This is a genomic window from Burkholderia alba, assembly GCF_034721475.1.
GTDB classification, from domain to species: Bacteria; Pseudomonadota; Gammaproteobacteria; order Burkholderiales; family Burkholderiaceae; genus Burkholderia; species Burkholderia alba.
The window spans coordinates 215,929-237,703 of sequence record NZ_JAWJWL010000004.1 but is presented as its reverse complement, the minus strand read 5'-3'; the positions used below and the strand labels follow the sequence as shown (position 1 = coordinate 237,703).

The 21,775-nt window shown below is 67.7% G+C and carries 19 protein-coding genes; 10 read left to right on the top strand and 9 right to left on the bottom strand.

Features of this window, described 5'->3' with window-relative positions; translation table 11 throughout:
• Window positions 1-213 precede the first annotated feature (213 nt).
• A complete protein-coding gene (purL, locus tag RZR99_RS06100) occupies window positions 214-4,281 on the top strand; it encodes a phosphoribosylformylglycinamidine synthase (RefSeq protein ID WP_323118845.1) in 4,068 nt (1,355 codons plus the stop codon).
• 190 nt (window positions 4,282-4,471) lie between these two features.
• Here the strand turns inward: purL and RZR99_RS06095 are convergent, their stop codons facing one another.
• The 5 genes from RZR99_RS06095 to RZR99_RS06075 all read right to left on the bottom strand — a co-directional run bounded on the left by RZR99_RS06095 (window position 4,472) and on the right by RZR99_RS06075 (window position 8,274).
• Window positions 4,472-5,251, bottom strand: a complete 780-nt coding sequence (locus RZR99_RS06095) for a peptidylprolyl isomerase (RefSeq protein ID WP_323118844.1) — start codon at window positions 5,249-5,251, stop codon at window positions 4,472-4,474.
• Window positions 5,252-5,273: 22 nt separating this feature from the next.
• Complete coding sequence (locus RZR99_RS06090) at window positions 5,274-5,582, bottom strand: BolA family protein (RefSeq protein WP_323118843.1); 309 nt, start codon at window positions 5,580-5,582, stop codon at window positions 5,274-5,276.
• 2 nt (window positions 5,583-5,584) lie between these two features.
• A complete protein-coding gene (locus RZR99_RS06085; protein WP_323118842.1) occupies window positions 5,585-6,115 on the bottom strand; it encodes a septation protein A in 531 nt (176 codons plus the stop codon).
• Window positions 6,116-6,212: 97 nt separating this feature from the next.
• The gene (gene msrB / locus RZR99_RS06080) at window positions 6,213-6,644 is read right to left on the bottom strand and encodes a peptide-methionine (R)-S-oxide reductase MsrB (protein WP_323118841.1); all 432 of its coding nucleotides are present in this window, start codon (window positions 6,642-6,644) and stop codon (window positions 6,213-6,215) included.
• A gap of 64 nt (window positions 6,645-6,708) precedes the next feature.
• A complete protein-coding gene (locus RZR99_RS06075; protein WP_323118840.1) occupies window positions 6,709-8,274 on the bottom strand; it encodes a protein adenylyltransferase SelO in 1,566 nt (521 codons plus the stop codon).
• A gap of 142 nt (window positions 8,275-8,416) precedes the next feature.
• Here RZR99_RS06075 and RZR99_RS06070 point away from each other — a divergent pair, with 142 nt between their 5' ends.
• From RZR99_RS06070 to RZR99_RS06050, 5 genes are all read left to right on the top strand, one after another.
• Window positions 8,417-10,060, top strand: coding sequence for a 3-(methylthio)propionyl-CoA ligase (locus RZR99_RS06070; protein WP_323118839.1), 1,644 nt, complete (start codon window positions 8,417-8,419; stop codon window positions 10,058-10,060).
• Between the two features lie 207 nt (window positions 10,061-10,267).
• Window positions 10,268-12,352, top strand: coding sequence for a 3-hydroxyacyl-CoA dehydrogenase NAD-binding domain-containing protein (locus RZR99_RS06065; protein WP_323118838.1), 2,085 nt, complete (start codon window positions 10,268-10,270; stop codon window positions 12,350-12,352).
• Window positions 12,353-12,383: 31 nt separating this feature from the next.
• A complete protein-coding gene (gene pncA / locus RZR99_RS06060) occupies window positions 12,384-13,010 on the top strand; it encodes a bifunctional nicotinamidase/pyrazinamidase (RefSeq protein WP_323118837.1) in 627 nt (208 codons plus the stop codon).
• A gap of 56 nt (window positions 13,011-13,066) precedes the next feature.
• A complete protein-coding gene (locus tag RZR99_RS06055) occupies window positions 13,067-14,245 on the top strand; it encodes an acetyl-CoA C-acyltransferase (RefSeq protein WP_323118836.1) in 1,179 nt (392 codons plus the stop codon).
• Between the two features lie 399 nt (window positions 14,246-14,644).
• Entirely contained in the window at window positions 14,645-16,471 is a 1,827-nt protein-coding gene (locus RZR99_RS06050; RefSeq protein WP_323118835.1) for an ATP-binding response regulator, read from the top strand.
• A gap of 93 nt (window positions 16,472-16,564) precedes the next feature.
• On the opposite strand, the gene RZR99_RS06045 is transcribed toward RZR99_RS06050, so the two are convergent.
• The 4 genes from RZR99_RS06045 to RZR99_RS06030 all read right to left on the bottom strand — a co-directional run bounded on the left by RZR99_RS06045 (window position 16,565) and on the right by RZR99_RS06030 (window position 18,902).
• Window positions 16,565-16,912 (bottom strand): STY0301 family protein, encoded by a 348-nt coding sequence (locus RZR99_RS06045; RefSeq protein ID WP_323118834.1) that lies wholly within the window; start codon window positions 16,910-16,912, stop codon window positions 16,565-16,567.
• Window positions 16,899-17,336: a BPSL0067 family protein gene (locus RZR99_RS06040; RefSeq protein ID WP_323118833.1), complete on the bottom strand. Its 438-nt coding sequence runs from the start codon at window positions 17,334-17,336 to the stop codon at window positions 16,899-16,901. Before RZR99_RS06040 ends, RZR99_RS06045 begins: the two co-directional genes overlap by 14 nt.
• Window positions 17,337-18,004: 668 nt before the next feature.
• Window positions 18,005-18,280, bottom strand: coding sequence for a VF_A0006 family four-cysteine protein (locus RZR99_RS06035; protein WP_323118832.1), 276 nt, complete (start codon window positions 18,278-18,280; stop codon window positions 18,005-18,007).
• 256 nt (window positions 18,281-18,536) lie between these two features.
• The gene (locus RZR99_RS06030; protein ID WP_323118831.1) at window positions 18,537-18,902 is read right to left on the bottom strand and encodes a hypothetical protein; all 366 of its coding nucleotides are present in this window, start codon (window positions 18,900-18,902) and stop codon (window positions 18,537-18,539) included.
• Between RZR99_RS06030 and RZR99_RS06025 the strand changes: the two genes are divergently transcribed.
• The 4 genes from RZR99_RS06025 to RZR99_RS06010 all read left to right on the top strand — a co-directional run.
• On the top strand, window positions 18,901-19,212 hold the full coding sequence (locus RZR99_RS06025; protein ID WP_323118830.1) for a Dabb family protein: 312 nt from the start codon (window positions 18,901-18,903) through the stop codon (window positions 19,210-19,212). The genes RZR99_RS06030 and RZR99_RS06025 overlap by 2 nt on opposite strands.
• Complete coding sequence (locus RZR99_RS06020; RefSeq protein ID WP_323118829.1) at window positions 19,212-19,697, top strand: PaaI family thioesterase; 486 nt, start codon at window positions 19,212-19,214, stop codon at window positions 19,695-19,697. The genes RZR99_RS06025 and RZR99_RS06020 overlap by 1 nt, the downstream gene beginning before the upstream one ends.
• A 93-nt stretch (window positions 19,698-19,790) precedes the next feature.
• Window positions 19,791-20,789, top strand: coding sequence for an NADP-dependent oxidoreductase (locus tag RZR99_RS06015; protein WP_323118828.1), 999 nt, complete (start codon window positions 19,791-19,793; stop codon window positions 20,787-20,789).
• 68 nt (window positions 20,790-20,857) lie between these two features.
• Window positions 20,858-21,775 (top strand): alpha/beta hydrolase (locus tag RZR99_RS06010; RefSeq protein WP_323118827.1); only part of this gene is annotated, 918 nt, incomplete at its 3' end.

The window sequence follows — 21,775 nt, the reverse complement described above, 5'->3', positions numbered from 1 at the left end:
ACAGGCCGTATGAAGCCCGGTGAAGCGCGAATGATAGCGCCAAATGGCGCCGCCGACGGGTTGCAGGCCGCCCGTCAGCCTTCCGGACGAGCGTTGAATCGCCGCCACGGCCGCGTGCCCGGGGCCTTGGGCGGGCCACTTCCGGGTATAATTACGGCCTTCCTTTCGCCCCACGTCGCCAGCTTGCGCGACTCATCGACGTCAGTCCAGCCCATGGCTCACTTCTCGTGTTTTCCCGGCGCTTCGGCCCTTTCCGATTTCCGTCAAACCCGTCTGCTCGACACGCTCAAGCACATCGACGGCAACATCGTCGCGGTTCGCGGCCAATTCCTGCACTTCGTCAACGCGCATGAACCGCTCACGGCGGACGATCGCGCGCGGATCGATGCGCTGATGCACTACGGCGCGCCGTTCGAGGCATCGGACGAGCGCGGCGCGACCGAAACCTTCGTCGTGCTGCCGCGCCTCGGCACCGTGTCGCCGTGGGCGAGCAAGGCCACCGACATCGCGCTGCACTGCGGGCTGTCGCAGGTGCGCCGCATCGAGCGCGGGATCGAATTCACGGTGACGCTCAAGAGCGGCATCCTCGGCGTCGGCGGCAAGAAAGCGCTCGCCGACGACGCGCGCGCGGCGGTGAGCGCGGCGCTGCACGACCGGATGACGGAAAGCGTGGTCGCGTCGCGCGACGACGCGCGACACCTGTTCGACGAACTGCCCGCGAAACCGCTCGCGACGGTCGACGTGCTGGGCCACGGCCGCGCGGCGCTCGAGGCCGCCAACGCCGAGCTGGGCCTCGCGCTTGCCGATGACGAGATCGATTACCTGGTCGACGCGTTCCGCACGCTCGAACGCAACCCGACCGACGTCGAGCTGATGATGTTCGCGCAGGCGAACAGCGAACATTGCCGCCACAAGATCTTCAACGCGCAATGGACGATCGACGGCGAGGCGCAGGACATTTCGCTGTTCCAGATGATCCGCAACACCGAGAAGCTGAATCCGCAAGGTACGATCGTCGCGTACTCGGACAACTCCGCGATCATGGTCGGCGCGCAGGCGGAGCGCTGGTTCCCGCGCGGCGCGGCGGAGCAGGGCCCGGCGGAGCACTACGGCCGCCACACCGAGCTCACGCACACGCTGATGAAGGTGGAAACGCACAACCATCCGACCGCGATTTCGCCGTTCCCCGGCGCGGCGACGGGCGCCGGCGGCGAAATCCGCGACGAAGGCGCGACCGGGCGCGGCGCGCGTCCGAAGGCGGGCCTCACGGGCTTCACGGTGTCGAATCTCGATCTGCCGGGCGCGCGCGAAGCCTGGGAAAACGATCGCGACGCCGCGCAGCCGGTCGCCGAGCGCAATCCGGCCGATGCGTGCGGCCAGTACGGCCGTCCCGATCGCATCGCGTCGCCGCTGCAGATCATGATCGACGGCCCGCTCGGCGGCGCCGCGTTCAACAACGAATTCGGCCGCCCGAACCTCGGCGGCTACTTCCGCGTGTACGAGCAGAACGTCGGCGGCCAGGTGCGCGGCTATCACAAGCCCATCATGATCGCGGGCGGCATCGGCAACATCTCCGACGGCCACACGCACAAGCACGACCTGCCGGCGGGCACGCTGCTGATCCAGATCGGCGGCCCCGGCATGCGGATCGGCATGGGCGGCGGCGCGGCCAGCTCGATGGCAACGGGCGCCAACACCGCGGAGCTGGATTTCGATTCGGTGCAGCGCGGCAATCCCGAAATCGAGCGGCGCGCGCAGGAAGTGATCAACGGCTGCTGGCAGCTGGGCGACGCGAATCCGATTCTCAGCATTCACGACGTGGGCGCGGGTGGCCTGTCGAACGCGTTCCCCGAGCTGGTCGACGGCGCGGACAAGGGCGCGCGTTTCGATCTGCGCCGCGTGCAGCTGGAGGAAAGCGGGCTGTCGCCGCGCGAGATCTGGTCGAACGAGGCGCAGGAGCGCTACGTGCTGGCGATCGCGCCCGACGCGCTGCCGCGCTTCGAGGCGATCTGCGCGCGCGAACGCTGCCCGTTCGCGGTGGTGGGCGTCGCGACCGACGTGCGTCAACTGCAACTCGTCGACGACGAGGCGCAAGGCGACCGGGCGCATCCGGTCGACATGCCGATGGAAGTGCTGCTGGGCAAGGCGCCGCGGATGCACCGCGACGTGCAGCGCGTCGCGCTCGACCGCGCGCCGGTCGACGTGACCGGCATCGCGCTCGCCGACGTGGCGGTCAGCGTGCTCAAGCACCCGACGGTCGCGAGCAAGTCGTTCCTGATCACGATCGGCGACCGCACGGTCGGCGGCACGTCGGTGCGCGACCAGATGGTCGGCCCGTGGCAGGTGCCGGTGGCCGACTGCGCGGTCACCGCGATGGATTACGCGGGCTTTCACGGCGAAGCGATGACGATGGCCGAGCGCACGCCGCTCGCCGTCATCGATGCGCCCGCGTCGGGCCGGATGGCGGTCGGCGAGGCGATCACCAACATCGCGTCGGCGCCGATCGCGTCGCTCGACAAGCTGAAGCTGTCGGCGAACTGGATGGCCGCGTGCGGCACCGCCGGCGAGGACGCCGCGCTGTTCGACACCGTGAAGGCGATCGGCATGGAGCTGTGCCCGGCGCTCGGGATCGGCATTCCGGTCGGCAAGGATTCGCTGTCGATGAAGACGAAGTGGGAGGACCGGGGCGTCGCGAAGGAAGTGGTCGCGCCGGTGTCGCTGATCATTTCGGCGTTCGCGCCCGTCGAGGACGTGCGCCGCCACCTGACGCCGCAGCTGCGCCGCGTCGCCGACGCGGGCGACAGCGTGCTGATCGCGATCGATCTCGGCCGCGGCCGGAACCGGATGGGCGGCAGCATCTTCGCGCAGGTCACGCAGCAGGTCGGCAACGACACGCCGGACGTCGACGATGCGCAAGACCTGAAGCGCTTCTTCTCGGCGATCCAGGTGCTGAACGCGCAGGACAAGCTGCTGGCGTACCACGACCGCTCGGACGGCGGCCTGTGGGCGACGGTGTGCGAAATGGCGTTCGCGGGCCACGCGGGCGTGTCGCTCAACGTCGACATGCTGACGCTCGACGCGCACGAGTCCGACTACGGCGACGCGAAGGACTGGGCCAAGCAGACGAGCGGCCGCCGCGACGACCGCACGCTGCGCGCGCTGTTCTCGGAGGAACTGGGCGCGGTGGTGCAGGTGCGCGCACCGGATCGCGACGCGGTGCTCGCCGTGCTGCGCGAGCACGGGCTGTCGGCCTGCTCGCACGTGATCGGCGCGGTGCACGAGCGCGACGCGATCGAGGTGTTCCGCGATGCGAAGAAGATCTACGACGCGCCGCGCACCGAGCTGCACCGCGCGTGGGGCGAAGTCAGCTGGCGCATCGCGCGGCTGCGCGACAACCCGGCCTGCGCGGACGCCGAGTACGACGCGCTGCTCGACGCGGCCGATCCGGGCCTGTCGCCGGTACTCACGTTCGATCCGGCCGACGACATCGCCGCGCCGTTCGTCATCGCCAAGGGTGCTCGCCCGCGTGTCGCGATCCTGCGCGAGCAGGGCGTGAATTCGCATCTGGAAACCGCCTATGCGTTCGATCGCTCGGGCTTCGACGCGCACGACGTCCATATGAGCGACCTGCTCGCGGGGCGTGCGACGCTGGCCGATTTCGCCGGCGCGGTCGCATGCGGCGGCTTTTCGTATGGCGACGTGCTGGGCGCGGGCGAGGGCTGGGCGAAGACGATCCGCTTCAACCCGCGTCTGGCGGACATGTTCTCCGCGTTCTTCGCACGCCCCGATACGTTCGCGCTGGGAATCTGCAACGGTTGCCAGATGCTGTCGAGCATCGCGTCGATGATCCCGGGCGCCGACGCGTGGCCGAAGTTCACGCGCAACAAGTCCGAGCAGTTCGAGGCGCGTTTGTCGTTTGTCGAAGTGCAGGAATCGCCGTCGATCTTCTTCACGGGCATGGCGGGTTCGCGGATTCCGGTCGCGGTCGCGCACGGCGAAGGCTATGCGGACTTCTCGCAGCAGGGCGACGCGAGCCGCGTCGCGGTCGCGATGCGGTTCGTCGACCATCGCGGCGCGGCGACCGAGCGTTATCCGTTCAACCCGAACGGTTCGCCGGACGGCATGACGTCGGTGACGACGGCGGACGGCCGCTTCACGGTACTGATGCCGCACATGGAGCGTGTGCATCGCACGCTGCAGATGAGCTGGCATCCGGAAGGCTGGGGCGAGGCGAGCCCGTGGCTGCGCGTGTTCCGCAACGCGCGCCGCTGGATCGGCTGATCCGGGCGGGCCGCGGTGCGTCGCGAGACGCGTGACGGCCCGCGATTGCGGCTTGCGGCGACGGATCAGGTCCTTGCAGCCGGTTCGCTCCGGTGTGCCGCGCTGGCCCTGCCACGCAGTCAAAAAAAATGCCGCTCCGAGGGAGCGGCATTTTTCATTCGGCGCGCGTAGCGCGCCTACCCGACGGCGCTTACTGCACCTTCGCCTGCTGACGCAGGCCTTCTTCGAACGTTTGCAGCTTCTGCTGGACGATCTGCTGCGCGATCTGCTGCTTCACCTGATCGAGCGGCGGCGGCGCGATGCTGCGGATGTCGTCGACGCGGATGATGTGCCAGCCGAACTGCGTCTTCACCGGCGTATCGGTCATCTGGCCTTTCTGCAGCTGCTGCGCGGCCGATGCGAATTCCGGCACGTAGGCCTTCGGATCGGACCAGTCGAGGTCGCCGCCGTTTTTCGCCGAACCCGGATCCTTCGAGTATTGCTTCGCGAGATCCTCGAACTTCGCGCCGGCCTTGATCTTCGCGATCAGGTCCTTCGCCAGTTGCTCGTTGTCGACGAGGATGTGGTGCAAGTGAAATTCGCGGCCCGCCGCGTTCTTCACCAGTTCGTCGTAGCGTGCCTTCACCTCGGCGTCGGTCGGCTGGTTCTTCTTCAGGAAATCCTCGATCATCGCGCGCAGCACGGCGGTCTGTTGGGCGACGACGATCTGCGCCTTCACGTCCGGGCGGCTCGGGATGCCTTCCTTGATCGCTTCCTGCATCAGGATCTCGCGGTTGACGAGTTCCTGGCGCACGGCCTGCTGCAGCTGCGGCGTGTCCTGCTGACCTTGCTGGACGAGCTGCGCGATCATCGCGTCGGCGCGCGACTTCGGAATCGGCGTGCCGTTGACGACGGCGATGTTCTGGGCGAAAGCCGGAGCGGCTGCGAAAGCGGCCGCCAGGGCCCACAGGCGGGGGGATTTCAGGATCATCGGGAATTCCTAATGAGACGACTTAATGAGAGGACACATTGAATTCTTCGGGCGTGTACGCCACGATCGCCAGCGCATGGATACCGCGCTGCATGGCATCGGCGAGCGCATCATACACCAGCCGGTGTCGCGCGACGCGCGCCTTGCCGGCAAAGGCTGAGGAGACGATCGTCACGGTGTAGTGGCCGCCCGCCGACGCGCCGGCGTGGCCGGCGTGGAGCGCGCTGTCGTCGCGCACGGCGAGCGACGCGGGCGCGAGCGCGGCGTTGAGACGCGCCTCGATCAGCGCGATGCGTTCGTCGGGGGATGCGGTGAGGAAAGCGTCGTTCATCGTTACTCGTCCTTCAGATACTTGGCGAGCCACAGGCTCTGCAGGATGATGAACACGATCATCGCGCCCGTCGTGCCGAACAGCTTGAAGTTGACCCACTGCGATTCGGTGAAGTGGTTCACCACGTACAGGTTCGCGATGCCGAGCACCGCGAAGAACGCGGCCCACGCGAGGTTGAGCTTGTCCCAGACCGGGTGCGGCAGCGTGAGCTGCTTGCCCATCATCTTCTCGATCAGATTCTTGTTGAACGCATAGCGCGCGGCGAGCAGGCCGACCGCGAAAAGCCAGTAAAGCACCGTGGGTTTCCATTGGATGAATTTCTCGTCGTGCAGCACGAGCGTGGCGCCGCCGAACACGACGATCACGCCGAGGCTCACCCACAGCATCGTGTCGACTTTCTTGTGACGGAATGCGACCCAGGCGACCTGGGCGAGGGTGGCGATGATCGCGACGGCGGTGGCCGTGAAGATGCCCCATAGCTTGAAGGCGGCGAAAAACAGGATGATCGGGAACAGATCGAACAGAAATTTCATGGTGATCGCGGCTGCGTGACGGGCTGACCTGACCCGTCAGCGTTGTAGGGACCCCAGCCCCGGCGCGTGCGCGGACGGGTGCCGTTTAAGCGCCGGCTTACTTCTGCCCGGGTTTAACCTCGAAGTTTAACGCAGCCGAGTTGATGCAGTAGCGCAAACCGGTTTTGTCGCGGGGGCCGTCCTCGAACACGTGACCGAGGTGCGCGCCGCACTCGTTGCAGCGGACTTCGACCCGGGTCATGCCGTGCGTGTGATCCATCTTCTCCTCGATGACCTCGCTGTTGAGCGGTTTGAAGTAGCTGGGCCAGCCGCAGCCCGAATGGTATTTCGCGCCGGATTCGAACAGCGCGGTGCCGCACACCACGCAATGGTAGATGCCGGCGTCCTCGGTGTCGGTGTATTCGCCGGTGAACGCGCGTTCGGTGGCCGCGTGCTGGGTGACCTCGTACTGCATGGGGGTGAGCCGGCGGCGCAGCTCGGCATCGTCCTTCGGGTAGGGATAGGACTTGTCGTCTCGATCGTGGGACATGTCTCGAAGCTCCTGATTGATCTGGGGTACGGCACGGGCAAGGCCGCGCGGGGCGCGGCCGGTATCACGACGAGCAGCTCACCTCGAGCGAGCTCGCCCAGTCGGGCGGCAGCGCGGCATACGCGTCGTACTCCGGCTGCTCGTCGAACGGGCGGCTCAGCACGCGGGCGAGGCGCTCGACTTCGGAAAAATCCTTGTCCTTCGCGAGCCGGATGGCGGTCTCGGCAAGGTGGTTGCGCAACACGTACTTCGGGTTGACGCGGTTCATCGCGGCGGCGCGCGCGGCATCGTCGCGCGTTTCGTCGGACAGCCGCGCGCGGTAGAGGTTCGCCCAGTTGTCGAACGCGTCGCGATCGATGAACAGGTCGCGCACCGGCGCATCCGCGTGCGGGCCGTGTTTCGACAGACGCGCCAGATGGCGGAAGGTCAGCGTGAAATCGGCATGGCTCGCGTGCATGATTTCGAGCAGCTGGTTCGCGAGCGCCGCGTCGCCGTCCCGTTCGTGTTCGAGGCCGAGCTTCGCGCGCATCGCGCGCTCGAGCGCGGGGCCGAAGCGTTCGGGAAACCGCGCGAGCACGGCCTGCGCATCGTCGACCGCCCGTTCGGCGCGCGCGTCGTCGTCCGGCGCGTCGTGCTGCAGGCCGATCAGCGGCAGCAGCGCCTGTGCGAGACAGAAGCAGTTCCAGTGCGCGATCCGCGGCTGCATGCGGTATGCGTAGCGGCCCTGCGTGTCGGAGTGGTTGCAGACGTGGGTCGCATCGAATGCGTCGATGAAGCCGAACGGGCCGTAGTCGATCGTCACGCCGAGGATCGACATGTTGTCGGTGTTCATCACGCCGTGACAGAAGCCGACCGCCTGCCACCGCGCGACGAGATCGGCGGTGCGCAGCATGACGGCCTCCAGCAGCGCCAGGTACGGATCGTCGGCGTCGCGGCAGTGCGGATAGAAGCGCGCGATCACATGATCGGCGAGCGCGCGCAGCAGGTCGGGTCGGTCGTTCGAGAAGAAGTGCTCGAAATGGCCGAAGCGCACGAAGCTCTCCGCCACCCGCGTTACGACCGCCGAGGTTTCGATTTCCTCGCGCCGGACCGGCTGGTCGGAGCCGATCACGGTCAGTGCGCGCGTGGTCGGGATGCCGAGATGGTGCATCGCCTCCGAGCACAGGAACTCGCGGATCGACGAGCGCAGTACCGCGCGCCCGTCGGCCATGCGCGAATACGGCGTCCGGCCGGCGCCCTTCAGTTGCAGCTCGTAGCGGTGTCCGTCGTGTTCGAGTTCGCCGATGGCAAGCGCGCGTCCGTCGCCCAACTGGCCCGCCCAGACGCCGAACTGATGGCCGGAATAGACGGTCGCGTAGGGCTGCGCCTCGGCAGGCCAGTCGCGCGTCGGGTTGCCGCAGAACAGCTCGGCGAAGCCCGCGGCGTCGCGCACGGCGGGATCGAGCCCGATGCCGCGCGCGGCATCGTCGGAAAAGCCGACGACATACGGTTCGGGCAGCGGCGCGGCGGGCAGGCGCGTGAGGAACGCGGCGCCGAGCGACAGGAAAGCGTCGTCACGCGGCGCGGCGAGCGACGCGGCGAGATCGGGAAGAGTAGCTGCCAACACGGCCTCGCTGGTGGAAAACAACATAGTGTTGTGGAAAACAACATATTGATCATCGGAAAGTAAGTCGATATTGTAAATCCGCGCCGCGCGGGCCGCTTGGCCGTGCGCGGCAGTGCCGGATGCAAGCAGACCGTTTCGCGAATAATCCTCCAGGGAGAACAAGACGATGGGTAAGCCGTTGCTGGGCCAGATGATGGATATGCCGCTGCTGGTGTCGTCGCTGATCACGCATGCCGCGCGGCATGCGGGCGACGTGGAAATCGTGTCGCGCCGCGTCGAAGGCGATCTTCACCGCTATACCTACCGCGATTGCGAGCGGCGTTCCAAACAGCTGGCCCAGGCGTTCACCCGCCTCGGCATTGAGGTTGGCGACCGGATTGGAACGCTCGCCTGGAACGGCTACCGGCACCTCGAGGCGTATTACGGAATCAGCGGGATGGGCGCGGTCTGCCACACGATCAACCCGCGCCTGTTTCCCGAGCAGATCGCCTACATCGTCAATCACGCGCAAGACCGCTACGTCCTGTTCGACATCAGCTTCGCGCCGCTCGTCGAGCTGCTCGCGCCGCAGTGCCCGGAGGTGAAGGGCTGGATCGCGATGACGGACGAAGCGCGCGTGCCCTCCGGCGCGACGCCTTTCCTCTGCTACGAAACGCTGGTCGGCGCCGAGGACGGCGTCTATGCGTGGCCCGACCTGGACGAGCGCCAGGCATCGGGGCTCTGCTACACGTCGGGCACCACCGGCCACCCGAAAGGTGCACTGTATTCGCATCGTTCGACGGTGCTGCATGCGTACGGCGCGTCGCTGCCCGACGCGATGGGGCTGTCGTCGATGGACGCGGTGCTGCCGGTGGTGCCGATGTTCCACGTCAACGCGTGGGGCCTGCCGTTCTCGGCGCCGCTGACGGGCGCCAAGCTCGTGTTTCCCGGCAAGGATCTCGACGGCAAGTCGCTGTACGAGCTGATGGAATCGGAGCGCGTGACCTGTTCGGCGGGGGTGCCGACCGTCTGGCTCGGGCTGCTCAACTACATGCGCGACGCGGGGGTGCGTTTCTCGACGATGCGCCGCACGGTGATCGGCGGATCCGCGTGCCCGCCGTCGATGCTGCGCACCTACGAGGATGTCTACGACGTGCGGGTGATCCATGCATGGGGGATGACCGAGCTGTCGCCGCTCGGCACGCTCGCGAAGCTGAACTGGGCGCAGTCGCAGCGGCCGCTCGACGAGCAGCGGCGCCTGCTCGAGAAGCAGGGCCGGGTCGTCTACGGGATCGACATGCGGATCGTCGGCGACGACGGCCTCGAACTGCCGTGGGACGGCGTGGCATTCGGCGAATTGCAGGTGCGCGGCCCGTGGGTGATCGACCGCTATTTCGGCGGCACCGATTCGCCGCTCGCCGACGGCTGGTTCCCGACCGGCGACGTCGCGACCATCGATGCGGACGGCTTCCTGCACATCACCGACCGGAGCAAGGATGTGATCAAGTCCGGCGGCGAGTGGATCAGCTCGATCGACATCGAGAACGTCGCGGTCTCCCATCCGGCCGTCGCGGAGGCGGCCTGCATCGCCTGCGCGCATCCGAAGTGGACCGAGCGGCCGCTGCTCGTCGCGATCAAGCGGCCGGACGCGGAGGTGTCGCGCGACGAGCTGATCGCGTTTTTCCAGGGCAAGGTCGCGAAATGGTGGATCCCCGACGACGTGGTGTTCGTCGATTCGCTGCCGCACACGGCCACGGGCAAGCTGCAGAAGCTCAAGCTGCGCGAGATGTTCCGCGATTACGTCCTGCCCACGGCGGTCGGCGCCGGCTAGGCGGCGCCGTGCAAACCTGCCCGGTCCGAATACGAGGAGCGGGCATTTTTGCAAATTGAACGATCGTTCTTTTTTGTTGTATGCTGCCTCTGATTCTCGACAAGCGTCGATGGCGCGCGAGCGGCTTTCCGGCCGTTGGCGGACAATCGAGCGCATCGAAGCAGGCGCGCGCCGCACCGGCGCGCGCAACCGCATGGAGGCAGACAGATGGCAGTGGACTACACGACTCGCGACGGCGTCGCCGTCATCACGCTCGACAATCCGCCCGTCAACGGGCTCGGCTTGTCGACCCGGGCCGGGCTCATGGACGGCCTGGAACGCGCGCAGCAGGACCCGTCGGTGACGGCGATCGTGCTGACGGGCGCCGGCCGGGCATTTTCCGGCGGCGCGGACATTACCGAATTCAATACCCCGAAAGCGCTTCAGGAGCCGACGCTGCACACCGTGATCCGCGCGGTGGAGGCGAGCCCGAAGCCCGTCGTCGCGGCGCTGCACAGCGTCGTGATGGGCGGCGGCCTCGAGCTGGCGCTGGGCGCGCATTACCGGATCGCCGCGCCGGGCGCGCAGATCGCGCTGCCCGAAGTGAAGCTCGGCCTGCTGCCGGGCGCGGGCGGCACCCAGCGCCTGCCGCGCGCGGTCGGCCTCGAGACCGCGCTCAACATGATCGTGTCGGGCGCGCCGGTGCCGTCGGAGCAGTTGGCGAAAAGCGGGTTGTTCGACGAACTGGCGGAAGGCGATCTCGCCGCGGCCGCGCATGCGTTCGCGCGCAAGGTGGGCGCGGCGCCCGGCCCGCATCCGCGCGTGCGCGACCGCAAGATCGCGCACGACAACGCGGCGGGCTTCATCCAGTTCGCCCGCAACAGCGTGAAGTCCGTCGCGCCGAATTTCCCCGCGCCGCACAAGTGCATCGACGCGATCGAGGCCGGCGTACAGCACGGCTTCGACAAGGGGCTCGCGCTGGAGCGCGAAGGTTTCATCGCGCTCGTGCAGACACCGGAAAGCCGCGCGCTGCGTCACGCGTTCTTCGGCGAGCGCGCCGCGAGCAAGATTCCCGACGTGCCGGCCGATACCCCGGTGCGCGAGATCAAGGCGGTCGCGGTGATCGGCGCGGGCACGATGGGCGGCGGCATCGCGATGAACTTCATCAACGCCGGGCTGCCGGTCACGCTGCTGGAAACCCGCCAGGATGCGCTCGATCGCGGCCTCGCGACGATCCGCAAGAACTACGACGCGCAGGTGAAGAAAGGCAAGCTCACGCAGGACAAGCTCGACGCGCGGCTCGCGCTGATCGCGCCGACGCTGTCGTATGACGATCTGAAGCAGGCCGACCTGATCGTCGAGGCGGTGTTCGAGGAACTGGGCGTGAAGGAGCAGGTGTTCCGCAAACTCGACGAGGTCGCGAAGCCGGGCGCGATCCTCGCGTCGAACACGTCGACGCTCGACGTCAACAAGATCGCCGCATTCACGAAACGGCCGCAGGACGTGGTCGGCATGCACTTCTTCAGTCCCGCGAACGTGATGAAGCTGCTCGAGGTGGTGCGCGGCGACGCGACGGCGAAGGACGTGCTCGCCACCGTGATGCAGCTCGCGAAGAAGATCAGGAAGACGGCTGTCGTGTCGGGCGTCTGCGACGGCTTCATCGGCAACCGGATGATCGAGCAGTACATTCGCCAGGCGCTGTTCATGCTGGAGGAAGGCGCGTTGCCGGCGCAGGTCGATCGCGCGATCGAGAAATTCGGTTTCGCGATGGGGCCGTTCCGGATGAGCGATCTGGCCGGCAACGACATCGGCTGGGCGATCCGCAAGCGCCGCTATCTCGAGCAGCCCGATCTCCATTACTCGAAGATCGCCGACCGCCTGTGCGAGCAGGGCCGCTTCGGCCAGAAGACCGGCGCGGGCTGGTACGACTACCAGGCGGGCGACCGGAAGGCGAAGCCGTCCGCGCTCGTCGACGAACTGGTCGTCGCGTATTCGAAGGAGCGCGGCGTGGCGCGCCGCAAGCTCGGCGACGATGAGATCGTCGAGCGGCTGGTGTTCGCGCTCGTCAACGAAGGCGCGAAGATTCTCGAAGAGAAGATCGCGTCGAAGGCGTCCGACATCGACATGGTTTACCTGACGGGCTACGGTTTCCCGCTGTGGCGCGGCGGCCCGATGCTGTACGCGGATACGGTCGGGCTGTACAACGTCGAGCGGGCGATCCGCCGCTACGCGGCGGCGGCGAACGGCGATGCGTGGCGGATCGCGCCGTCGATCGTCGAACTGGCGGCCGGCGGCCGCGGCTTCAACGCGTGACGAGCGCACGCGGCCCGCTTGGAGACGCATCATGAAACGCACCGATGAAGTCCTGCTGGTGATCGACGTGCAACCCGATTTCATGCCGGGCGGCGCGCTGGCCGTCGCCGGCGGCGATCAGGTCGTGCCGGTCATCAACCGGCTCGCGGCGCGCTTCGAGCGCGTGGTCGCGACGCAGGACTGGCATCCCGTCGATCATGCGTCGTTCGCCGCGAACCATCCGGGGCGCGCGCCGTTCTCGACGATCCGTCTGCCGTACGGCGAGCAGGTGCTGTGGCCGACGCACTGCGTGCAGGGCAGCGCCGGCGCGGCGCTGCACGGCGACCTCGATCTCCGCCGCGTGCAGCTCGTGATCCGCAAGGGGCATCACGCGGCAGTCGACAGCTACTCGGCGTTCGTCGAGGCGGATCGCACGACGTCCACCGGGCTCGCCGGCTATCTGCGCGAGCTGGGCGTGAAGCGCGTGTGGTGCTGCGGGCTCGCGACCGACTACTGCGTCGCGTGGTCGGCGCTCGATGCGCGCGCCGCGGGCTTCGAGGCGGCGGTGATCGAGGATGCCTGCCGCGCGATCGATCTGGACGGATCGCTCGCGCGGGCGTGGCGGGATTTGCAGGAGGCGGGCGTGGCGCGTGCCCAGTCCGCGGACGTGCGCGCGTAGGCGCGGCGTTCTTTCCGTTCCATTTGACCAACAGAACTCAGCTTCAGGAGACTGGCATGACCGAAGCCGTAATCGTATCGACCGCCCGGACCGGACTGGCGAAATCATGGCGCGGCGCGCTCAACATGACGCACGGCGCAACGCTCGGCGGCCACGTGGTCGCGGCGGCCGTCGAACGCGCGAAGCTCGATCCGGCGCGCATCGAGGACGTGCTGATCGGCTGCGCGAACCCCGAGGGCGCGACGGGCGGCAACATCGCGCGCCAGATCGCGCTGCGCGCGGGCCTGCCGATCGGCGTGCCGGGCATGACGGTGAACCGCTTCTGTTCGTCCGGCCTGCAGACCATCGCGCTGGCCGCGCAGCGCGTGATCGCGGGCGAGGGCGACGTGTTCGTCGCCGGCGGCGTCGAGTCGATCTCGTGCGTGCAGAACGAGATGAACCGCCACATGATGTTCGACGGCTGGCTGCTCGAGCACAAGCCGGAAATCTACTGGAACATGCTGCAGACCGCCGAGAACGTCGCGAAGCGCTACGGGATCGCGAAGGAGCGCCAGGACGAATACGGCGCGCGTTCGCAGTTGCGCGCGGCGGCGGCGCAGGCAGCGGGGCGCTTCGACGACGAGATCGTGCCGATCACGGTGCGCGCGGGCGTCGCGGACAAGGCGAGCGGGCGGCTGTACACGAAGGAGGTCACGCTCACCGCCGACGAAGGCATCCGCCCGGACACCACGCTCGAAGGCGTGTCGAAGATTCGCTCGGCCGTGCCGGGCGGCGTGATCACGGCCGGCAACGCGAGCCAGTTTTCCGACGGCGCGTCCGCATGCGTCGTGATGAACGCGAAGGTCGCGGAGCGCGAGGGGTTGCAGCCCCTCGGGATCTTCCGTGGTTTCGCGGTCGCGGGGTGCGAACCGGACGAGATGGGGATCGGCCCGGTGTTCGCGGTGCCGAAGCTGCTCACGCAGGCGGGCCTCAAGGTGTCCGACATCGATCTGTGGGAGCTGAACGAGGCGTTCGCCGTGCAGGTGCTGTATTGCCGCGACACGCTGGGGATTCCCGACGACCGGCTCAATGTCAACGGCGGCGCGATCGCGGTCGGACATCCGTACGGCGTGTCGGGCGCGCGGCTCACGGGCCACGCGCTGATCGAGGGCAAGCGGCGCGGCGCGAAGTATGTCGTCGTGACGATGTGCATCGGCGGCGGGCAGGGCGCGGCAGGGCTGTTCGAGATCGCATGACGTGCAACGACGGACGGGCCGTTCGGTCCGTCCGTCTGCGCGCGACGGTACCCGTCGCGAGACGGTGGGCGCCAATTCGACTCGCTGGCCGCGTGGACTCGCGGCTCACGACTGTCTGGCGGCGGGTTCGACGGGCACGATCCGGCACCAATGCCGATCGACAGGCGTGCTGCACGTCGAGCAGATGGGTCTGTCCCGGCGAGGATGTGCCCGGCTGCCGCACCCATCACGGGTTCCTCCGTCGAAGCGGAGTCCCCGGTCAGGCGATCCCGGCCCGCGCGCCGCGCGATACCGCCCTCAACGACATGTCGGAACAAGATAAGATGCGCGGAGCGGCTGCCCGGCGCTTGGCGGACAGTCCGAATTTATTAATCCGGAGTTAATAATACGGATCGCTAAATGACGGCTATCTGGGCGGCGTTGCGTCACTGCTGGGCGATCCCCGACGCCGATGCCCAGACGCGTCAGCACCTGCTCAACCGGCAATTGCGGCCGCTGTTCCTGATCATTCCGATCCTGTCCTTTGCCAACTGCCTGTCGGCAATCTGGTTGATCGCCGCGATCGGCGCCTCCATGCCGACGGTCGGCGTTGCCGCGTGGTGCGTCGTGTTCTTCCTCTGCGAAGCAAGCTGGTCCGGCCATGCGCTGAACCGGCTGAAGGCCGGGCGGGCCGACCGGCCGGTCGACTACACGTCGGGCGATCTCAAGACCACCGCAATGCTGTGCGGCGCGACCGCGCTATGGTGCGGTATCGGCCTCTACCTGAGCACGCCGCGCATTCCGGACGAGGCGGGCCGGATCCTGATCATCGCCGTCGTGCCCGGACTGATCGCGGCGGGCGTGCTCGCGAGCATCACCGTGCCGCTCGTGTCGGCTGTCTGGCTCGGTATTCTGGTCCTGGTGTCGTGCATCACCGCGTTCGAGCTGAATTACGTGAATCAGGACATCGGCGTCGCCTTCATGCTGCTCTACGCAGGGTTGCTGGCATCCGCGGCGCTGCTGATTTCGCGCATGTTCGTCGGCCGCGTGCAGGCCGAGCTGGAGTCGGAACGGGAGCGGCGCGCGGCCGAGCTGCTGGCGGCCGACCTGCGGCGCCAGAAGGAGATCGCCGAGCAGGCGAACCAGGCGAAATCGCGTTTCCTTGCCGCCGCGAGCCACGATCTGCGCCAGCCGGTGCATGCGCTGAGCCTGTTCGTCGGCGCGCTGCGCAACGTGCCGATGCCGGCCGAGGGCCGTCGCCTTGTCGAGCAGATCGATGCATCGACCAGCGCGATGGACATGCTGTTCGCGGCGCTGCTCGACATTTCCAAGCTCGATGCGGGCGTCGTGGCGGTCGACCGGCGGGCGTTTCCGATCGATCCGGTGCTTGCGCGGGTGTGCCGCGACTACGCGGGCGATGCACAGGCCAAGGGCCTCGTGCTGTCGCACGTCCGTAGCCGCGTGTGGGTCGACTCCGACCCGACGCTCGTCGAGCGGATCGCGCGCAATCTGGTGGCCAATGCCGTGCGTTATACCGACGTGGGCCGCGTGGTGGTCGGCTGCCGGCGGCGGGGCGGGCGGGTGGCGATGCAGGTGTGGGACACCGGGCGGGGGATTCCGAAATCGCAGCAGGGCCTGGTCTTCCAGGAGTATTACCAGCTGGACAATCCGGAGCGGGATCGCAACCAGGGGCTGGGCCTGGGGCTGGCGATCGTGAGGCGGCTCACCGTGCTGCTGGGCAGCACGATCCGCTTGCGCTCGACACCGGGGCGCGGGTCGTGCTTCGAGGTGTCGTTCGCGCAGGCGAGCGTCGTGTGCGAACCGCCGGCCGCACCTGTCGCGGCCGGCGCGGCCGGTGCGACGGCGGAACTGGTCGTCGTGATCGACGATGAGGCGGCGATCCGGATGGGCATGTCGATCCTGCTGTCCGGCTGGGGCTATGACGTCGTGACCGCCGGTTCGGCCGACGAGGCGATCGTGCGGCTCGCCGCTCACCCGCGCCGGCCGGGGCTGCTGCTGTGCGATGTCGGGCTGCATGGCGGAGAAACCGGCATCGACGCGATTCAGCGGCTGCGCAACGAATACAACGAGACGATTCCCGCCATGTTGATTTCAGGCGATACGGCTGCCGATCGGCTGCGGGAAGTGCAGGCGAGCGAGCTGATGCTGCTGCACAAGCCGGTGCCGAACGACAGGCTGAGGCGGGCGATCGCGCAGCTGCTGGCGCTCGAGGTGGAGCCGGAGTGAGCCGCTCCGGCACAACGGGCTTGCGCGCCGCGCTCCGGCCCGGGTTCCGGGCGTGGCACAGTCAGCGCAGGCGCGGCGCTGCTCGACCGGCCGCTATTTGCACTTGAGCGTGAGCGTTTTCTGCGCGTCGATGCGGTAATCGCACCGGTTGACCCGCTGGGCCAGCTTCACGTCCGACTGCTGCCCGCCCGCATACTTGCAGCGGACCGTGACGGACCGGCCCGCGTCGTAGACATAGGCGAGCTGCCAATAGCCGGACGTCGGCTGCGCCTGGTCCGGCACCAGCGTCGCCATGTCCTCCGGCGCGCCGTCGAAGACATCGACGTACTGTAGCGGATGGCCGGGCTGCACGGGGCACACTTCCGCCGACGTCGCCGATTCGATCGAGCAGCCCAGCAGCGGCGCGAGCAGCAGGACGGCGAGGCGCCTATTCCACGACATAGAAATTGTCCCCGTTGTTCGACGTGCCGTGCGCGCCCCAGCGCAGCGTGCGGGGGCCGACGGCCTTCGGGCTGGGCGGCGTCACGTACTGGTCGTACACGCTGATGCCGGCCGCGCTCTGGCCCACGTAGATCGCGGCGTGTCCCTGGTATTTGCCGGCGTGGTTGAAGGTTGCGATGACGGTGCCGGGCTTGATGTCCTTGTTGTCCTTGACGGCGGCGCCCTTGCCCCAGCTGAAGGTCGGCGGCAGCATCGGGCAGACCTTCTTCACGTAGGACACGCACTGGCCGCAGAGATCGGTGCCCTTGGTGACGTTGCCGCTCGGCGCGGCATCGAACGGCCCGAGACTGGAGGTCGGCGCGCAGGTCCATTTTCCGGCCGGTGCGCCGGCATTGTTCTGGTAGTTGCTGGATAAATAAGCCACAAACGCCTCCGTGTTTGAGATACGGATGATCGGCAGAGGTGCCGAGTGATGACGCATTCGATGAGTACGACGGAGCGCCCGGTTGATCGACGATTTCCGGCGCGTAAGCATTATGCTGAGTTTCGAGATAACCGCGCAATATGCGGCTGACTTGATTAACGGCGATTAACGCGGGTGGAAATCGGATTGAATGCGGCGGTACGCGATATATCCGAAAGATTCGCTCGAATCAGGTCGCTCCGAGGATTTGGCGAGCGTGCGATGTCTGAATCTGCGATTTCAGTTTTCATGCGCAATGCGGCAAGGTCGGCGCGGGATGCAATGCGCGCTTCCGCGCGGGGGCACTTGGTCAGAAGAGGGTGACGGCGCGCGGGACGGGAGGAGGCGGTATTCCTGTTTGCATTGGCGTGCGAGCAGGACATGGCAGCGCGCTATTTTCAGGTGTCGGCGGATTGGGCGTGGGCCGCGTCGATGCCGAGCGTGTCGATCGGGCTGGAACGCGTGGATTACGCCGTGCGGGACCGGAGCAAAAGGATCGTCGGGTCGAAGAGCATTCCGCGAATGCGGGCAGTGCGTTCGGTCGAAAAGGACGTGCCGCATTCACCTTCCCGCCGCGCATGCCGAGGCGAAGCCGACGCGCCGCGCGATACGCGGCGATACCGGCACCGTCACATCTGATTCCGGCGGGAGCAGGCCTGCATGATCTGCTGAGCCGCGAAGCTGTCCCTGACACCCGGAAGGTTCTGCAGGATACAGGCGTGATAAGCCTTTTCTCGGGGCAGGAGCATCGCACCGTCCCGGTAAAGCGACTGGCACGAACTGCGGAGGATGTTCGCGACCGAGCTGCTTTCGCTGTTTCGCAGCGCCTGCAGGATGCACTGGTCGTATTGATCGTCGCTGCCGAAGGCCGATGCGGTGAGCGGTGCAGCGAGCAGGATCGACATTAACCAACGAGGAGCGTGGCGCATGTTGTGTGGACGAGTAGCGCGAATGGCGACGTCGGATCTTACCACCTGAAAGCTCCGGTTTCACGGCGCCTCGGCGGAGGGTGCGTGCGGGCGGCGGCGGTGTGCGGCGACGTCGGCTTGAATTGCCGCCGATGGGCGATGCGCGGGCCTGTGCACTTCCGCCACGGGGCGGTGCCGGTGTCCCTGCCGGCCGCGCAAGGACCGGGGAGGGGGGCGGCGGATGCGTCCCGCATCACGGCCGCGCCGCGCGATTCGATGCGCTCGCGAAGCGGGTGTCCGGGGCAGCCTGTCCGTCGCGAATGGCGTCGCGATGGCTGCCGGTCCCGGATTCGGCGACGGCCGTGCGCCCATCGGGCCGCCAAGTTTGATAGGCTTCGAATTGGCCCGGGTTGTGACCGGCCGCGTCGGCCGGCGTGAGGCGCGGTCCCGGTAGCCGTATGCGGTGCCGGGGCGCGGGGAGATTCCCGCCGTTGCTGCCGCGTTGGCGGCGGATCGGCACGGTTGCGCGCGCATCCGGTGAACGGCGCGGCGCCGGATCGCCGGAGCGGCTGGGCCGCAACATTGACAAATCCATCATCTGAACCAAGACGAACACCATGATCCGACATGTCGTAATGTGGAAATTGAAGGAAACGGCCGAAGGCGCGACGCGTGCGCAGAACGCGGCGAAGCTGAAGGAGCGGCTCGACGCGTGCCGCGACATCGTGCCGGGCATCCTGCGTCTCGATGTGGGCGTGGCGACGCCGGGCCTCGATTCGACCTATGACGTCGTGCTGGTGTCGGACTTCGTCGACCAGGCCGCGCTCGACGCGTACCAGGTTCATCCGCTGCACGAGGGCGTGAAGCAGTTCGTCGGCGCGGTGCGCGAAAGCCGCGAATGCGTCGACTACCGGGTCGATCAAGCGTGATGAGCGGCACTCAGCCTCCGGCGGCGCCGCGCGAGCCCGCGATCGAAAGTCCGTTCGTCGACGCCCTCGGCGTGCGGCTCGTCTCGGCAAAGGACGGGGCGAGCGAGGTCGTGCTGCCGCTGGCCGAGCAGCACATGAACACGTGGAATATCGCGCACGGGGGCGTGACGATGACGCTGTCGGACGTCGCGCTCGCGATGGCCGCGCGCAGTCTCACGGATGACGGCGTCGGCGTCGTCACCGTCGAAATGAAGGTGAATTTCATGCAGCCCGGGCGCGGGGAATTGCGCGCGTACGGCCGCGTGCTGCACCGTTCGACGACGATGGCCTATTGCGAGGGCGAGGTGCGTGACAGCGCGGGCAATTTCGTCGCGAAGGCGCTCGGCACATTCAAGTACATGAAGCGGCTTGCCGTCGGCCGCGACATCGCCCGGCAACGCACCCGCACCGACCCGGGCGCGCTGCCCGGACCGAGCGACGCGTAGCCGCCCCGCACGGTCCCGGCCGCGGCGCGCGGCGCCGCGTTTTCCCGTGCGAGCAGACGGCGCACGATGACGATCACGAACAGGAGATTTCCGATGTCCCGGATCAATCGACAGATTCTGCTGGTGTCGCGCCCCGACGGCGCGGCACGCGTCGACAACTTCAAGCTCGTCGAAACCCCGCTCGCGCCGCTTGCCGACGGCCAGTTGCGCGTGCGCAATCATTTCCTGTCGCTCGATCCGTACATGCGCGGCCGGATGAGCGACGCGAAATCGTACGCGCCGCCGCAGCCGCTGAACGAAGTGATGATCGGCGGCACCGCGGGCGAGGTGGTCGAATCGAAACATCCGGACTTCGCGGTCGGCGATCAGGTCGTCGGCATGTTCGGCTGGCAGGAGTACGGCACGTCGGCCGGCGAGGGCCTGAGGAAGGTCGACACGGCGCACGTGCCGCTGTCCGCCTATCTCGGCGCGGTGGGAATGCCGGGCGTGACGGCGTGGTACGGCCTGAACCGGATCATTGCGCCGCGGGCGGGCGAGACGGTCGTCGTGAGCGCGGCGAGCGGCGCGGTGGGAAGCGTGGTCGGACAGCTGGCGAAGCGCGCGGGCTGCCGCGCGGTCGGCATCGCGGGCGGCGTGGACAAATGCCGCTACGTCGTCGAGACGCTTGGCTTCGACGCCTGCATCGATTACAAGGCGGGCCGGCTGGCCGAGGATCTGCTGGCGGCCGCGCCGGACGGCATCGACGGCTGTTTCGAGAACGTCGGCGGCGCGGGGCTCGATGCGACGCTCGAGCTGATGAATCCGGGCGGCCGCATCGCGCTGTGCGGGATGATCGCGGGTTACGACGGCGCACCGGTGCCGCTCGCGCATCCGGACCTGATCCTGCGTTCGCGGCTGCTGGTGCAAGGCTTCATCGTGAGCGAGCATGTCGACGTGTGGCCGGAAGCGCTCAGGCAGCTCGGCGGCCTCGTCGCGCAAAAGCAGCTGCACTACCGGGAGACTATCGCGCAGGGGCTGGAACGGGCGCCCGAAACGCTGATCGGCCTGCTCAACGGACGCAATTTCGGCAAGCAGCTGGTTGCGTTGACCTGACGCGACCGTGGCATCATACGGCGCTTGTCGCCCGCTCCAGGCGGCGCATCAGGCGCCGCATTTTCACGATGCCCTTGAATCCGAAGATTGCCCAGGTGCTCGACATGATCGAGCGCGCGAAGCGTCGCCCCTACCACGACCTGACGCCCCAGGAGGCCCGCTCGGCCTATGAGCGCAGCGCGCTGATCCTCGAGGTCGCCGCCGCGCCGATGTTTTCGGTCGAGGATCTCGACGTGCCCGCGCGCGACGGCGCGGCGTTCCGCGCCCGTCTCTACCTGCCCGTCGCACCGAGTCTCGCCGAGCCGCTGCCGGCGCTCGTCTACTATCACGGCGGCGGTTTCACGGTCGGCAGCGTGGCGACGCACGACGCGCTCTGCCGGATGTTCGCCCGCGATGCGCATTGCGCGGTACTGTCGGTCGATTACCGGCTCGCGCCCGAGCATCGGTTCCCGACCGCGGTGAACGATGCGGAAGATGCGCTCGTCTGGCTGCACGCGCATGCCGTCGAATTCGGCATCGATCCGGCGCGGCTCGCGGTCGGCGGCGACAGCGCGGGCGGCACGCTGGCCGCCGTCTGCGCGGTGCTCGCGCGCGACCGGGGCATGACGCTCGCGCTGCAGCTGCTGATCTATCCGGGCACGACCGGGCACCAGCAGACCGATTCGCATGCGCGGCTCGCGAACGGCTATCTGCTGTCCGGCGACACGATCCAATGGTTCTTCTCGCAATATCTGCGTGACGCGTCCGATCGCGACGACTGGCGTTTCGCGCCGCTGGACGGTACGCGCGACGCGCCGTCGTTCGCCGATGTCGCGCCGGCGTGGATCGCGACGGCCGAGTACGACCCGCTGTCGGACGAGGGCGCGGCGTATGCTGAGAAGTTGCGCGCGGCCGGCAACGAGGCGACCCTCGTCTGCCATGCGGGCATGATTCACGAATTCTTCAAGATGGGCGGCTACGTCCCCGAGGTGCGGCATGCGCATGCC

Bases quoted from the DNA above. Each gene is read 5' to 3' on its own strand.
- RZR99_RS06090 (WP_323118843.1), bottom strand. From the start codon at position 5,582: ATGAACGACGCTTTCCTCACCGCATCCCCCGACGAACGCATCGCGCTG.
- purL (WP_323118845.1), top strand. From the start codon at position 214: ATGGCTCACTTCTCGTGTTTTCCCGGCGCTTCGGCCCTTTCCGATTTC.
- pncA (WP_323118837.1), top strand. From the start codon at position 12,384: ATGAAACGCACCGATGAAGTCCTGCTGGTGATCGACGTGCAACCCGAT.
- RZR99_RS06065 (WP_323118838.1), top strand. From the start codon at position 10,268: ATGGCAGTGGACTACACGACTCGCGACGGCGTCGCCGTCATCACGCTC.
- RZR99_RS06025 (WP_323118830.1), top strand. From the start codon at position 18,901: ATGATCCGACATGTCGTAATGTGGAAATTGAAGGAAACGGCCGAAGGC.
- RZR99_RS06075 (WP_323118840.1), bottom strand. From the start codon at position 8,274: ATGTTGTTTTCCACCAGCGAGGCCGTGTTGGCAGCTACTCTTCCCGAT.
- RZR99_RS06045 (WP_323118834.1), bottom strand. From the start codon at position 16,912: ATGTCGTGGAATAGGCGCCTCGCCGTCCTGCTGCTCGCGCCGCTGCTG.
- msrB (WP_323118841.1), bottom strand. From the start codon at position 6,644: ATGTCCCACGATCGAGACGACAAGTCCTATCCCTACCCGAAGGACGAT.
- RZR99_RS06035 (WP_323118832.1), bottom strand. From the start codon at position 18,280: ATGTCGATCCTGCTCGCTGCACCGCTCACCGCATCGGCCTTCGGCAGC.
- RZR99_RS06030 (WP_323118831.1), bottom strand. From the start codon at position 18,902: ATGGTGTTCGTCTTGGTTCAGATGATGGATTTGTCAATGTTGCGGCCC.
- RZR99_RS06020 (WP_323118829.1), top strand. From the start codon at position 19,212: ATGAGCGGCACTCAGCCTCCGGCGGCGCCGCGCGAGCCCGCGATCGAA.
- RZR99_RS06085 (WP_323118842.1), bottom strand. From the start codon at position 6,115: ATGAAATTTCTGTTCGATCTGTTCCCGATCATCCTGTTTTTCGCCGCC.
- RZR99_RS06015 (WP_323118828.1), top strand. From the start codon at position 19,791: ATGTCCCGGATCAATCGACAGATTCTGCTGGTGTCGCGCCCCGACGGC.
- RZR99_RS06070 (WP_323118839.1), top strand. From the start codon at position 8,417: ATGGGTAAGCCGTTGCTGGGCCAGATGATGGATATGCCGCTGCTGGTG.
- RZR99_RS06055 (WP_323118836.1), top strand. From the start codon at position 13,067: ATGACCGAAGCCGTAATCGTATCGACCGCCCGGACCGGACTGGCGAAA.
- RZR99_RS06050 (WP_323118835.1), top strand. From the start codon at position 14,645: ATGACGGCTATCTGGGCGGCGTTGCGTCACTGCTGGGCGATCCCCGAC.
- RZR99_RS06095 (WP_323118844.1), bottom strand. From the start codon at position 5,251: ATGATCCTGAAATCCCCCCGCCTGTGGGCCCTGGCGGCCGCTTTCGCA.